The 12461-nt window shown below is 70.4% G+C and carries 14 protein-coding genes; 8 read left to right on the top strand and 6 right to left on the bottom strand.

Translation table 11 applies throughout. From position 1 onward, the window contains the following. The first annotated feature begins 165 nt into the window (after positions 1-165). Complete coding sequence (locus tag OHB44_RS01005) at positions 166-720, top strand: hypothetical protein (RefSeq protein ID WP_210782112.1); 555 nt, start codon at positions 166-168, stop codon at positions 718-720. On the opposite strand, the gene OHB44_RS01000 is transcribed toward OHB44_RS01005, so the two are convergent. Beyond that, the gene (locus OHB44_RS01000) at positions 705-1193 is read right to left on the bottom strand and encodes a MarR family winged helix-turn-helix transcriptional regulator (RefSeq protein WP_238687639.1); all 489 of its coding nucleotides are present in this window, start codon (positions 1191-1193) and stop codon (positions 705-707) included. The two genes, OHB44_RS01005 and OHB44_RS01000, sit on opposite strands and share 16 nt — an antisense overlap. A 125-nt stretch (positions 1194-1318) precedes the next feature. Here OHB44_RS01000 and OHB44_RS00995 point away from each other — a divergent pair, with 125 nt between their 5' ends. Next, a complete protein-coding gene (locus tag OHB44_RS00995) occupies positions 1319-1546 on the top strand; it encodes a hypothetical protein (RefSeq protein ID WP_091396532.1) in 228 nt (75 codons plus the stop codon). 9 nt (positions 1547-1555) lie between these two features. On the opposite strand, the gene OHB44_RS00990 is transcribed toward OHB44_RS00995, so the two are convergent. The 5 genes from OHB44_RS00990 to dnaA all read right to left on the bottom strand — a co-directional run bounded on the left by OHB44_RS00990 (position 1556) and on the right by dnaA (position 8071). Further along, positions 1556-2161 (bottom strand): DUF721 domain-containing protein, encoded by a 606-nt coding sequence (locus OHB44_RS00990; protein WP_330439387.1) that lies wholly within the window; start codon positions 2159-2161, stop codon positions 1556-1558. After that, the gene (recF, locus tag OHB44_RS00985) at positions 2151-3284 is read right to left on the bottom strand and encodes a DNA replication/repair protein RecF (RefSeq protein WP_238687637.1); all 1134 of its coding nucleotides are present in this window, start codon (positions 3282-3284) and stop codon (positions 2151-2153) included. The genes OHB44_RS00990 and recF overlap by 11 nt, the downstream gene beginning before the upstream one ends. Positions 3285-3300: 16 nt before the next feature. After that, positions 3301-4173 (bottom strand): phosphogluconate dehydrogenase (NAD(+)-dependent, decarboxylating), encoded by an 873-nt coding sequence (gene gnd / locus OHB44_RS00980; RefSeq protein WP_091396544.1) that lies wholly within the window; start codon positions 4171-4173, stop codon positions 3301-3303. A 40-nt stretch (positions 4174-4213) separates the two neighbouring features. Further along, positions 4214-5347: a DNA polymerase III subunit beta gene (gene dnaN / locus OHB44_RS00975; RefSeq protein WP_238687636.1), complete on the bottom strand. Its 1134-nt coding sequence runs from the start codon at positions 5345-5347 to the stop codon at positions 4214-4216. A 777-nt stretch (positions 5348-6124) separates the two neighbouring features. Then, the gene (gene dnaA, locus OHB44_RS00970) at positions 6125-8071 is read right to left on the bottom strand and encodes a chromosomal replication initiator protein DnaA (RefSeq protein WP_274531851.1); all 1947 of its coding nucleotides are present in this window, start codon (positions 8069-8071) and stop codon (positions 6125-6127) included. Positions 8072-8579: 508 nt separating this feature from the next. Between dnaA and rpmH the strand changes: the two genes are divergently transcribed. From rpmH to rsmG, 6 genes are all read left to right on the top strand, one after another. Then, on the top strand, positions 8580-8717 hold the full coding sequence (rpmH, locus tag OHB44_RS00965; RefSeq protein ID WP_007453904.1) for a 50S ribosomal protein L34: 138 nt from the start codon (positions 8580-8582) through the stop codon (positions 8715-8717). A 34-nt stretch (positions 8718-8751) separates the two neighbouring features. Continuing rightward, positions 8752-9168 carry a ribonuclease P protein component gene (rnpA, locus tag OHB44_RS00960; RefSeq protein WP_330439386.1) on the top strand — a complete coding sequence of 139 codons (417 nt, stop codon included), beginning with the start codon at positions 8752-8754 and terminating at the stop codon, positions 9166-9168. Beyond that, complete coding sequence (gene yidD, locus OHB44_RS00955; protein WP_091396555.1) at positions 9165-9461, top strand: membrane protein insertion efficiency factor YidD; 297 nt, start codon at positions 9165-9167, stop codon at positions 9459-9461. Before rnpA ends, yidD begins: the two co-directional genes overlap by 4 nt. A gap of 2 nt (positions 9462-9463) precedes the next feature. Beyond that, on the top strand, positions 9464-10453 hold the full coding sequence (gene yidC, locus OHB44_RS00950; protein WP_266305245.1) for a membrane protein insertase YidC: 990 nt from the start codon (positions 9464-9466) through the stop codon (positions 10451-10453). Between the two features lie 212 nt (positions 10454-10665). Further along, positions 10666-11283, top strand: coding sequence for a Jag family protein (locus OHB44_RS00945; protein ID WP_091397533.1), 618 nt, complete (start codon positions 10666-10668; stop codon positions 11281-11283). Positions 11284-11287: 4 nt separating this feature from the next. Continuing rightward, positions 11288-12142, top strand: coding sequence for a 16S rRNA (guanine(527)-N(7))-methyltransferase RsmG (gene rsmG / locus OHB44_RS00940; RefSeq protein ID WP_330439384.1), 855 nt, complete (start codon positions 11288-11290; stop codon positions 12140-12142). The last annotated feature ends 319 nt before the right edge of the window (positions 12143-12461 follow it).

Below are 12461 nucleotides of genomic sequence, written 5' to 3'. Positions count from 1 at the left end.
CGCCGCCCCGGAACGGGTTGACCCGCTGTCGGGCGGGTCGGGGGTCGCGGCCGAAGCGTCAGTGCCGTACGTTTGCGGCGCCCCGGAACCAGCCTTGATCTTTACCGGTTGGAACCGGGACGATCGACCCGATCGACCCGACACGTGCTCTTTAAGAGGTGACAGATGGGGCTGGACAACGTCGCGGTGCACTGGCCGCGGACCGGCCGCTTCTACGACCCGGTCGCGCCGGCCGAGTTCGTCGACTTCGGCGAGATCGTCGACCTGCCGCGCATCTCCGCGCCGACCGCGGCGCTGGCCGAGTTGATCGCGAAGACCGGCACCATCCGGGCGACCGCGTACACCGAGCTGGTGGATCTGCTTCTCGGCCTCGAAGGTGTGTTGTACGCCACAGACGCCGCAGCCGAGGACGAGGACCCGGTGATCGACCCGGACGGCTGCTCCTGGATCGCGAGCGGCATCGAACGGTTCGTGGCCGCGCACCGCGCGACCGGCGAGGCGGTCACCTTCGAGTCGGTGAGCATCGTGCTGCGCTCCCTGCTCGGCGACGGTCGGTTGGCCGAGCAGCAACTGCGCTGGCTGGAGAGCCGGCTCGACGCGCTGCGCGACGAGCGCGGTGACCCGCCGCAGTGGAACTTCACCTGCGCCGAGCTGGGCGTGCTGGCCGCGTTCTACAGGCGCTGCGCCGAGCGCGGGTTCGCCGTCTACGCCGACGCCTGAGGCGCCGCGTCAGTCTCCGAGGGGGCCGGTCGGTTGGCGGCCGAGATCAGCTGCGTGAGCACCGCGTGCAGGTGTTGCAGGTCCTCGACGGGCAGCCCGAGTCGCTGCACGATCGCGGCCGGGATCAGCTCGGCCTGACTCCGCAGCGCGGCACCGCTGGCGGTGAGGGTGACGGCGAGGCTGCGCTCGTCGCTCGGATCGCGTTCCCGGCGCAGGTAGCCGGCCGCCTCCAGCCGCTTGAGCAGGGGTGACAGCGTGCCCGGGTCGAGCTGGAGCAGGCGACTGAGATCGCGACCGGACAACGGCGCGTGCTGCCAGAGCGCCAACATCACCAGGTACTGCGGGTGGGTGAGCCCCATCGGCTCCAGCAGTGGCCGGTAGACGGCCACCACGCTGCGCGCGGCGACCGAGAGGGCGAAGCAGACCTGCTGTTCCAGGGCCAGCGGGTCGACGCCGTCCGGTCGTTCGCTCATCGGTTGCCCTCTCTCCGCACGGTGACTATCGTACCGATCATTGGTACACCAACCATTGGTGCCCCAAAGGTCTGCTCGGGCGACGGGCGAGAACCGGCGAGGCGACGCGGGGAAGAGGGCGGCAGATGAGCGAGGACGGCGCGATCACCAGGGCCCCGGGCGAGGGCGGTCGACTGATGCGCTGGGCCTTCCGGCACCTCGCCGGCCCAGCCGAGGGCGTGCAGGGCGCGGTGCAGGGCGGCTCGGCCGAGGCCCGCGAGGCGTGGAAACGTGACCTGGCCGAGCGCAAGCGCTTCACCAGGGAACAGCGGGAACGCAAGCGGGCAGCCCGCGAGGCCGACCGGCGCGGCTGAACGGCCGGCTCAGCCGTACGTGTCGCGCGGACCCCGGCCGCGCACCCGGCGCGGGCCCTTCCCCCAGGAGGGCGCGGCCGGGCCGTGGATGTGCAACTTGCGGACCACGTTGTGCCCGACCTCGCTGGCGATCTGCTTGAGCAGCGAGCCCGCGAGCAGTCGCAACTGGGTGGCCCAGGCGGTCGAGCGCGCCTCCACCGTCAGCTCGCCGTTCTCCAACTTCACCGGGCGGCTGTTCTGCGCGACCTCCGCGCCGACGACCCGCTCCCAGGCGCCGAACACGGTGGCCTCGGCCGCCGGCTGCTGCCAGCCGCGCGCCTTCACCAGCCGGTTCAGCACGGCGCTGAGCGGCTGCGGATCGCGCGGATCGGGGCCGGGGCCCGAGTAACCGCGCAACCGCCGCCCCGAGCCGCCGGCAGCGTCGCCGCTGCCGGGAGCACGCCGGGCGCGGGCCGCCGCCTGCCGTCGGGACAGCGCGGCGTCGAGCACCGCCCGGGCCAGCTCCGGCCCGCTGGCGGCCGCCGCCGGCTCACCGCCCGCCGACTCCGACTTAGGAGTACGCGCAGCCGGGGCATCGCCCGCCGCTGGCCGATCGGTGCCTGGCTTATCCGACACGGCGTACCGTCCCTTCGCCGACCTGGTAGCGGGTGCCGCGCAGGGCGGCCGGCACGTCGTCGTCCACCGCGCAGGTGACCAGCAGCTGACTCGCCCCGCCGACCAACTCCGCCAACCGCTCCCGGCGGCCGGTGTCCAACTCCGCGAAGACGTCGTCGAGCACCAGCACCGGCTCGATGCCGTCGGCGCGCAACAGGTCGTACCCGGCCAGCCGCAACGCGAGGGCGAACGACCACGACTCGCCGTGGCTGGCGTACCCCTTGGCGGGCAGTGGACCGAGGCTCAGCGCCAACTCGTCGCGGTGTGGGCCGACCAGTGTGGTGCCCCGCTCGATCTCGGCGGAGCGGGACGCGGCCAGGGCCGCCGTCAACGCCTCGGCCAGCGCGGCCCGATCGGTGGTCGGCTCGGCCAGCTCGATCGAGGGCCGGTAGGTGATGCCCGCCGCACCCCGACCGGCGGCCACCGCGTCGTACGCCTTGGCAACGTGCGGGGTGAGCGCTGCCACCAGCTCCAGACGGCCGGCGAGCAGCTCCGCACCGTGCTGGGCCAGGTGGGTGTCCCACACCGCGAGGGTGCCGAGGTCGCCACCCCTGGAGCCACCGGTCTTGCGGGCCAGGTACGCGGTGCGCAGCAGGGCGTTGCGCTGTTTGACGACCCGCTCGTAGTCGGCCCGCACGCCCGCGAACCGGGGCTGCCGGTTGACCAGCAGGTCGTCCAGGTAGCGGCGGCGCTCGGCCGGATCGCCCCGGACCAGCTCAAGATCTTCCGGGGCGAAGAGCACCAGCCGGAGCGCCCCGAGCACGTCTCGGGCCCGCCGTGCCGGTGAGCGGCCCAGTCGGGCCCGGTTGGCCTTGCCGGGCACGATCTCCAGCTCGACAAGGAGTTCGCGGCCGTCGTGCACCACCGCGCAGCGGATGACAGCGGACGTGGCGCCCATCCGGACCAGAGGCGCGTCGGTGGCGACCCGGTGCGAGTCCAGGGTCGCCACGTAGCCCAGCGCCTCGACGAGGTTTGTCTTGCCGACGCCGTTGGCGCCGATCAGGACGTTCGCTCCCGGCTGGAGGTCGACGGCGACCCGCTCGTACGAGCGGAAGTCGACAAGTTCCAGCCGGTGAACGTACACAGGTTGTGGATACCGCTCAGCGCTTGTGGACGGCGTGGCCACCGAACTGCTGACGCAGCGCGGAGACGGCCTTCATGGCGGGCGAGTCGTCCTGCCGCGAGGCGAACCGGGCGAACAACGAAGCGGTGATGACGTTCAGCGGCACCGCCAGCCGGACCGCCTCGTCGACGGTCCACCGTCCCTCGCCGGTGTCCTCCGTGTAGCCGCTCAGATCGGCCAGCTCCGGGTCCTCGTCGAGCGCCCGGTCGAGCAGGTCGAGCAGCCAGGAACGGACGACGGTGCCCTCCCGCCAGGACTTGATGACGCCCGGCACGTTTGTCACCAGCTCCGAGGCTGCCATCAGCTCGTAGCCCTCGGCGTAGGCGTGCATCAGGCCGTACTCGATGCCGTTGTGCACCATCTTCGAGTAGTGCCCTGCACCGACGGGGCCGGCGTGCACGAAGCCGAACTCACCCTCCGGCTTGAGCGCGTTGAAGATCGGCATCAGGCGGTCCACGTGCTCCTGGGCGCCGCCGACCATCAGCCCGTAGCCGTTCTGCCGGCCCCAGACGCCGCCGGAGACCCCGACGTCCATGTAGCCGATGCCCCGCTGGTTGAGTCGCTCCGCGCGGGGCGCGTCGTCGCTGAAACGCGAGTTGCCGCCGTCGATGATGATGTCGCCCTCGCCGAGCACCTCGGCGAGCTCGTCGATCGTGGCGTCGGTGACACCGGCGGGCACCATGACCCAGACCGCGCGCGGCGACTCAAGCTTCTCTGCCAGGCCCGCGATGGTCGTGACGTCGCTGATCTGCGCGTTGTGGTCGAAGCCGACCACCTCGTGCCCGGCCGAACGCAACCGCTCCCGCATGTTGCCGCCCATACGGCCGAGTCCTACCAGGCCGAGCTGCATGTGTTTCTACCTCCGTGGATCTGGGTGTTGCTGGGCGCGATCAGCGCGAGACGCGGATCGGCATGATGAGGTACCGGTACCCCGGAATGACCTCGCCATCCTCACCAGCGGGAGAGATCACCGCGGGCTTGAAGGCGTCGACGAACGAGAGCACGGCCGTCTGAGCGCCCAGGTTTGCCAGACCGTCGATGAGGTACTGCGGGTTGAAGCCGATGGTCAGTGCTTCACCGGTGAAGGTGGCCTCCATCGCCTCGCTGGCCCGTGCCTCCTCGGAACCGCCGGCCTCGACCACGAGACCGTCGGCGCTGAAGCTGAGCAGCACCGGGGTGGTCCGTTCGGCGACCAGCGCGACCCGCTTGACCACCTCGATCAGCGTGCTGACCGGCACCCGGGCCGCAGCGTTGTGCGTGGCCGGGAAGAGCGACCGCACCGGCGGGTAGTTGGCGCCGTCGAGCAGCCGGCTGGTGGTACGTCGGGTGCCGCCGGCGAGGCCGACCATGCCCTCGCCCGCAGCGCCCTGGGCGAGGGCGAGGGTGACCTCGCCGCCCAGCGGGCCGAGGGCCTTGGCGGTGTCGTTCAGGGTGCGGGCGGGCACCAGGGCGTTGATGCTCACCTCGGGGTCGTCCGGCCGCCACTGGATCTCGCGCAGCGCCAACCGGTAACGGTCGGTGGCGAGCATCGACAGGGTGTCGCCCGACAGCTCCACGCGGACACCGGTCATCATCGGCAACGTCTCGTCGCGACCGGCGGCGATGGCCACCTGGGCCACAGCTGTGGCGAACGCCGCGGCGTCGACGGTGCCGGCGCTCTGCGGCATCTCGGGCAGCGCGGGGTAGTCCTCCACCGGCATGGTGGGCAGGGTGAACCGGGCGCTGCCGCAGACCAGCTCGAGGTGCGCGCCGACCGCGGCGATGTCGACGGGCTTGGCCGGCAGCGCCTTGGTGATCTCGGCGAGCAGGCGGCCGGAGACGAGCGCGGCGCCGTCGGCGTCGCCCTGCACCTCGACTGTCACCTGGCTGGAGACCTCGTAGTCGAACCCGGAGACCCGCAGGTTGCCGTCGGTGACGCGGAGCATCACCCCGGCGAGCACCGGTACGGATGGCCGGTTGGGCAGGCTCTTCGCGGTCCACGCCACAGCCTCGGCGAGCGCGTCGCGCTCCACTCGGAACTTCATCAATGCCTCCGCGTCGACGTCAGCGACAACTCTCTCATGCCGACCGCTGCCTACCGTCCCGCCCGACCGTGCGGGTACCCATCGCACCTTAGGGCGCGGGGACATCGGCTGTGCGCCCGACCCCATGGATCGTGTCGATGCTGACCGGCTGATCCGACAGCGTTCGGCCCGATCCACAGAAAGCCCAACGGTGATGATTGGTTTTTGTTCTCTTAGAAGAGATAACTCATCGTCTTCATCGCACCTGTGCAAACTGTGGAAAACCGGGGTCTGCGCAGGTCAGACAGGTTATCCACCGGTGATTTAGCTGTGGAGAACCGGGGGTACAACCCGCTCGCGTGTCCACAGCCCGCCGACGACGGCCGGTTGTCCACCGTTGTCCACCGGTTGTCCACCGGTAATCCACCGACTTTCTCCCCAAGCCTGTGGATCGCGGGGAAGATCACCATTGCCGTCATCCCCAGAACCTTCAACAGCTCGTACACAGGTTGATGATGATCGGTGGATAACCTGACCGTCGTCCCCAGGCGTCCACAGCCTCGTACACAGGGTTTCTCCACAGCCTGTGGGTAACTGGCGGAGGACGGACCGTAGTTATCCACCGACGGTGGACAACGAGCTGTGGACAACGAGTGGGGATCGAGGCGGTCACGGCCTCAATGCTGTGGTCTACACCATGTCGAGAGTCCAGCGGACCGACCCAAAAAGAACGCCCGACCGGAGATCCGGTCGGGCGTGTCCTGCGGCTGTGCGCCGCCGCGAGGGCGGTCGTACGCCTCAGCTGTTCTGTTTGATGCGGTTGGTCAGCTCGGCGATCTGGTTGTACAGCGAGCGGCGCTCCGCCATCTGCTGACGAATCTTGCGGTCGGCGTGCATCACTGTGGTGTGGTCCCGACCGCCGAACGCCTGCCCGATCCGGGGCAGCGACAGCTCGGTCAACTCCCGACACAGGTACATGGCCACCTGGCGGGCGTTTACCAGTACACGGGACCTGGACTGACCACGCAGGTCCTCCAGGCTCACACCGAAGTAGTCAGCGGTCGAGGCCATGATCTGGTCAGCGTTGATCTCCGGACCGGCGCCGTCGGGCATGAAGTCCCGAAGCACCTCCTCGGCCAGCGACAGCTCGACGGTCGACCGGGTCAGGCTGGCGAACGCTGTCACCCGGATCAGCGCGCCCTCCAACTCCCGGATCGAGTTCGACACCCGGGAGGCGATGAACTCCAACACGTCCGGCGGGGCGTACATCCGCTCCTGCGCCGCCTTCTTCTGCAGGATCGCGATCCGGGTCTCCAGATCCGGCGGCTGGATGTCGGCCAGCAGCCCCCACTCGAACCGGGTTCGCATCCGGTCCTCGAGGGTCGCGAGCTGGCGCGGCGACCGGTCAGAGGTGATCACGATCTGCTTGTTGGCGTTGTGCAGCGTGTTGAAGGTGTGGAAGAACTCCTCCTGGGTGCGCTCGCGGTTCTCCAGGAACTGGATGTCGTCGATCAACAGGATGTCGACGTCGCGGTAGCGCCGCTGGAACGCGCTGGTCTTGTCGTCCCGGAGCGAGTTGATGAAGTCGTTCGTGAATTCCTCGGTGGACACGTACCGGACCGAGCGGGCGTTGCCGAGCGTCGTGGCGTAGTGCCCGATGGCGTGCAACAGGTGCGTCTTGCCCAACCCGGAGTGCCCGTAGATGAACAGCGGGTTGTACGCCTTGGCCGGCGACTCCGCCACCGCCACGCTCGCCGCGTGGGCGAAGCGGTTGGACGAGCCGATGACGAACGTCTCAAACATGTACTTCGGGTTGAGCCGGTTGCCGCCGGTGTCGGCACCTGGCAACCGACGGTCGTCGCGGCCACCGGTCCGATGGTCCACCGCGCTGCGACCCGGACCGCTGTCCGTTCCGCTGTCCCGGGGCAGCGAGCGGATCACGTGCTGGTCGCGCGGTGATGCCGAGTCGTCCCGGTAGCGGGGCTCGTACGGCCGGGTGTCGGGGCCGGACGGATCCAGGCGGGCGGCCTGCTCGTCGTAGCCGCGCCGGTCCGGGCCCGGCCGGGAGGGCCGCAGGGGCTCCGCGAAGGCAGCGCTGAACAACGCCTCCTGCCCGTCCCTGCTGGCGGGAATCAACCCCGCGCGATGCCCCTCCACGGGTGGCGCGAGCGGCGGACCCGCCGGCGCGGGCGGCGGACCCGGATCAGGGGTACGCGGCGCGGCCGACTGCTCAGGGATCATCGCGTCGGCCGACGGCCGAGCGCCCTGGTCGTCGTGGAACGGTGCGATGCCGGGACCGTCGATATCGAGTTGCCCGGTCTCCGGGGCGCTGCGATAGACGGTGCCGGCCGGGCGGCCGGTGGCGTCCTCGGCCACCCGAACGGTGACCGCGACCTGGATCGGTCGGCCCAGCCGGCGGGTGAGCGCCTCGGTGATCGCCGGGCGCAGCCGTGACTCGATCACGTCGCGTGTGAACGCGTCCGGAACGGAGAGCAGTGCGGTGTCCTCGACGATCGCTCGCAGCCGGGTCAGTCGGAGATAGGCACGCTGCTGGGCGGAGATGATCTCGTCGGCGAGCTCGTCGGTCGCCGCTAACCACACTGCGGCAAGGTCGGTCGTACCGGCCACCGTCGTGCCACCCCCTCGCTTCTGCTCCCGGCCGCCGCTGTCTGCCAGCCGGCCGTCCCGGGCCCGCCGCGTTCGCGGGTGGAACAACACCCACCCGGACGGTCGACCGGTGGTCATCCACAAGTTATCCACAGCCTGTGTACCGACCGATTGTGGCCGCCGCCGGTCGCGGGTGGGACCTGCCCCTGCCTGATCGGGCGCTGAAGCGGGTTCACCGTGCCGAACGATTCACTGCCATGTCCGGTCTTGCCTGCGCGACGACCGGAGCTTCCGACGCTCACCGCAATCGGGCACGGTAACAGCGTTGTCCCTGCGCCATCAACCGGCGACGCGGCAGCGCCCTTGTCGGCATCAGTGAAAACCGCCCTTCGGCCTCGGGCGCGTCCCGTTCTCCCCTGCTCGGGGTGTTTGACGGTCATTGCCCCCCTGCGTAGGCTGGAACGGCTGCTTTCTCGCCCTCTGCTAGGGTGATGGGTGCTTGCTGTCCGCGGTCGCATCCCCGCATCGCCGAGGTCCCGCTCCGCCGGGCAGCACCGATCGTGGGCCACCGTCGAGGTGGCCTGGACCACCACACGACCCCGGCGATCCCGTCGCGCGGGGCGCGTACGAAAACGGAGAGCCTGACGTGAGCAAGCGCACCTACCAGCCGAACAACCGCCGGCGCGCGAAGACCCACGGCTTCCGGCTGCGCATGCGCACCCGTGCCGGCCGTGCCATCCTGTCGAGCCGTCGCGCCAAGGGTCGCACCACCCTGTCGGCCTGAGCCGACCGGGCCGGTCCAGGGGACGTGGGCAGTCGTGCTGGCCGCCGCACAGCGACTGCGGCGCAGCACTGACTTCGCCGCAGCGGTTCGCGGTGGCCGACGCGCCGGACGTGGCGCCGTCGTGGTCCACCTGACCACGCCGGTGACCGTCGACCCCAGCACACCGACCTTGCCGGAGCCGGTACGGGACAACAGTGCGGAGCAGTCGTCCGTGCCGTCCCGTGCCGGCTTCGTCGTGTCCAAGGCTGTCGGCAACGCGGTGATCCGTAACCGGGTCCGGCGCCGACTGCGGGCGCTGGTCCGGGAACGGCTGACCGACCTGCCCGCCGGCAGCACCCTGGTCGTCCGGGCGCTCCCCGCCGCGGCGCAGGCGTCGTACCCTCGGCTCGCCGCCGACCTGGACGCCGCCATCGCGGTCGCCCGGTCGCCGCGCGAACGGCGGTCCCGATGAGCGGCACCGAGCAGAGCAGCCCCCGGCCGTCGACAACAGGTGCCAAGGTGCTGATCGCGCCCATCATCGCGTACCGTCGGTGGATAAGTCCGGCACTGCCGGCTCGCTGTCGGTTCTACCCGTCGTGCAGTGCGTACGCCCAGGAGGCGGTCGTTCGGCATGGCGCGCTCCGGGGAGCCGTGCTGGCGGCCCGGCGGTTGTTGCGCTGCCACCCCTTTCACCCTGGTGGATATGACCCGGTGCCGGAGCCGGGCGGCCGCCGTCGTGCTGATGTGACTGGAGCCCCGAATTGAGTCTGAGTCTCGACTGGATCTACTACGCGATTTCGTGGATCCTGCTGACCTGGCACTCTGCCTGGGACGCCATCGGGGTGCCCGTCGGCGCGGTGATCGGCACCAACTTCGCCTGGATCCTGTCCATCATCTTCCTGGTGGTCACCGTCCGGGTGATCCTGTTCCCGGTCTTCGTCAAGCAGATCAAGTCGCAGCGGGCGATGCAGGCGCTCCAGCCCAAGGTCAAGGAGCTTCAGGAGAAGCACAAGGGTGACCGGGAGACGCTCCAGAAAGAAATGATGGAGCTGTACAAGAAGGAGAAGGCCAACCCGCTTATGGGTTGCCTTCCGATGTTCCTTCAGATCCCGGTCTTCCTGGGCCTCTTCCACGTGTTGCGCCGGCTCGACCCGGACAAGAATGCCAAGACCCTGTACGGCTGGACCGCCGACCAGTTCGAGAGCGCCTCGCAGGCGAAGCTCTTCACCGCCCCGATCGCCGGTAAGTTCGGCTCCACTGCCGACGAGCTGGCCAGCCTCGGCGCCAACGGCACCACCGTGAAGATCATTGCTGGTGTCCTGGTCCTGGTCATGATCGCCACCACCTACCTGACCAGCCGTCAGATGATCCTCAAGACCGGCTGGGCCGAGGACCCGCAGCAGCGGATGATCCAGCGACTGATGCTCTACGGCATCCCCGCGTCGCTGCTGATCTCCGGCGCGATCTTCCCGATCGGCGTCATCATCTACTGGGTCACCAACAACCTCTTCACCCTCGGCCAGCAGCAGTGGGTGCTGCGGAAGTTCCCGCCGCCGGTGACCGCCAAGAAGGCCGTCGCGCCCGCCGCCAGTCGCAACCCGGTGCAGCCCGCCAAGTCCGGTGGTCTGTTCGGTCGCAGCAAGGCCGCCCCGCCCGCGCCGGTCAAGGCGACCGCGCCCAAGGTTGCCGGGCCGAAGCCGGGCGCCAAGCCGGCGAACAACCCGAAGAAGAGCCGCCCCGCCAAGCGGCAGGGCTGACCTGCGAGGGCCGCCGCCGGTGATCCGGCGGCGGTCCGCTCCGCACCGCGCAGCCGCCGTACGGCCGGCGCCGGGCGGAACCGACCGCGCACCGCGCGGCCACGGGCGACACTGCCCGTACAGACGTGCCCGTGGGCACCGGCGACCTCCAGCCGGCCCCGGGAAACCAGTCGGACCCGACGGTCCGGCCGAGCGAGTACGGAGATGAGACCGTGACCGAGACCAGCATCCCCCGCGCCGAGCAGTCCCTGGACGAGGAGGAGACCGCCACGCTCGCGGTGGACGGCGACGACACCGAAGCCGATGACACCGAGGCGGACGACGACACCGACACCGCCGCTGGCACCCGGGTGAAGAAGGCTGTGGGCGAGGGCGACCTGTTCCGGCAGAGCGAGATCGCCGCCGACTACGTCGAGGGACTGCTCGACATCCTCGACTACGACGGCGACATCGACGAGCTGGTCGCCGCCGGCCGTCCGATGGTCGAGGTGGTCGGCGAGCGGCTGCAGAACCTCGTCGGTCAGCGCGGGGCCACCCTGGAGGCGCTCCAGGAACTGACCCGCCTTGCCGTCTTCCGGCAGACCGGTACGCCGAGCCGTCTGCTGCTCGACGTCGGTGGCTACCGGGCGAACCGCCGTAAGGAACTCGCCGCGGTCGCCAAGAACGCCGTCGAGAAGGTCAAGGAGTACGGCGAGCCGGTCCGCCTGGAGGCGATGTCCGCGTTCGAGCGCAAGTGCGTGCACGACGTCGTCAACGCCATGTCCGGCGTGGCGAGCGAGTCCGAGGGTGTGGAGCCGAACCGGCGCATCGTCGTACGGCCGGCGGACTGACCGGGTGACCCACGACGACATCACGGCCGACGCCGTGTCCGGCCCGGGCGGCACGCCGCCCGGGCCGTCCGCTGTCCGCCCCGCCACCGCCGACGCCGACGCCGAATTGGCCGGGCCGGACACTGCCCCGTCACCGGCCGACGCGGCGTTGCCGCCCGAGCTGGCTCCGGCCGCGCTGACCCTCTTCGGTGACCGTCTCGACCTGGCCGCCGCGTACGCCGAACTGCTGGCCACCGACGGGGTGGTCCGCGGCCTGATCGGTCCCCGGGAGGCACCCCGCATCTGGGATCGGCACCTGCTCAACTGCGCTGCGGTCGCGGAGCGGATCCCGTCCGGCGCGACGGTGCTCGACGTCGGCTCTGGTGCCGGTCTGCCGGGTCTCGTCCTGGCCATCGCCCGCCCCGACCTCACTGTCACCCTGATCGAGCCGCTGGCCCGGCGGACGTCGTTCCTGATCGAGGTCGTCGAGCGACTCGGCCTGGCCAAGTCGGTACGGGTGTTCCGCGGCCGGGCCGACGAGGCGGCCAGCGGGTCGAGCGGCCGGGAGCCGATCAGCGGAGACGTGGTGACCGCGCGCGCGGTCGCACCCCTGGATCGGCTCGCGGGCTGGAGCCTGCCACTGGCGGTTCGCGGTGGTCGGCTGCTGGCGCTCAAGGGCTCGTCCGCCGGCGCCGAGATCGAGGAGCACGCCGAGGTGGTGGCGCGACTCGGCGGTGGGGAGCCGGCCGTGCAGCTCTGCGGGGTCGGGGTGATCGATCCGCCCACCACTGTCGTGGAGATCGTGCGCGAGCGGATGGTCGGCCCGGCCCGGCCGTCGGCCAAGAAGCGCGCCCGGGGTGGACGCTCCCGCCGAGGTTGAGACTTCGCGCCATCGGGCTTCCGGCCGGTGGGTTGCCTCGTTGTACCGGTACGGATGGACGAGGGGATGAGAACCCGACGTGGACCGGCCGCGCCCGTCCGCCGTAGGCTGACCGCGCGTCGATAGTGTGGAGCGGGTGACGGACGTCGCGGGTCTCCGACCGCTCCCGCGGGCCGTACGCTCCGGGTTGCGGGGCGTGGATGCGGCCAAGTTGACCGGGGCGCGGACCGACCATCCGAAGCGGGCAGGGATGACAGGTGCATGACGACGGCAGGTACGACGATCCACGCGTGACCGGGTCGACCAGCGATCCCGTTTC

This window comes from Micromonospora sp. NBC_00821, from assembly GCF_036347035.1.
Lineage (GTDB): Bacteria > Actinomycetota > Actinomycetes > Mycobacteriales > Micromonosporaceae > Micromonospora > Micromonospora hortensis.
This window is presented reverse-complemented; position numbering and strand designations above follow the sequence as displayed.

Bases quoted from the DNA above. Each gene is read 5' to 3' on its own strand.
- OHB44_RS01005 (WP_210782112.1), top strand. From the start codon at position 166: ATGGGGCTGGACAACGTCGCGGTGCACTGGCCGCGGACCGGCCGCTTC.
- OHB44_RS01000 (WP_238687639.1), bottom strand. From the start codon at position 1,193: ATGAGCGAACGACCGGACGGCGTCGACCCGCTGGCCCTGGAACAGCAG.
- OHB44_RS00995 (WP_091396532.1), top strand. From the start codon at position 1,319: ATGAGCGAGGACGGCGCGATCACCAGGGCCCCGGGCGAGGGCGGTCGA.
- gnd (WP_091396544.1), bottom strand. From the start codon at position 4,173: ATGCAGCTCGGCCTGGTAGGACTCGGCCGTATGGGCGGCAACATGCGG.
- dnaN (WP_238687636.1), bottom strand. From the start codon at position 5,347: ATGAAGTTCCGAGTGGAGCGCGACGCGCTCGCCGAGGCTGTGGCGTGG.
- dnaA (WP_274531851.1), bottom strand. From the start codon at position 8,071: ATGACCACCGGTCGACCGTCCGGGTGGGTGTTGTTCCACCCGCGAACG.
- yidD (WP_091396555.1), top strand. From the start codon at position 9,165: ATGAGCGGCACCGAGCAGAGCAGCCCCCGGCCGTCGACAACAGGTGCC.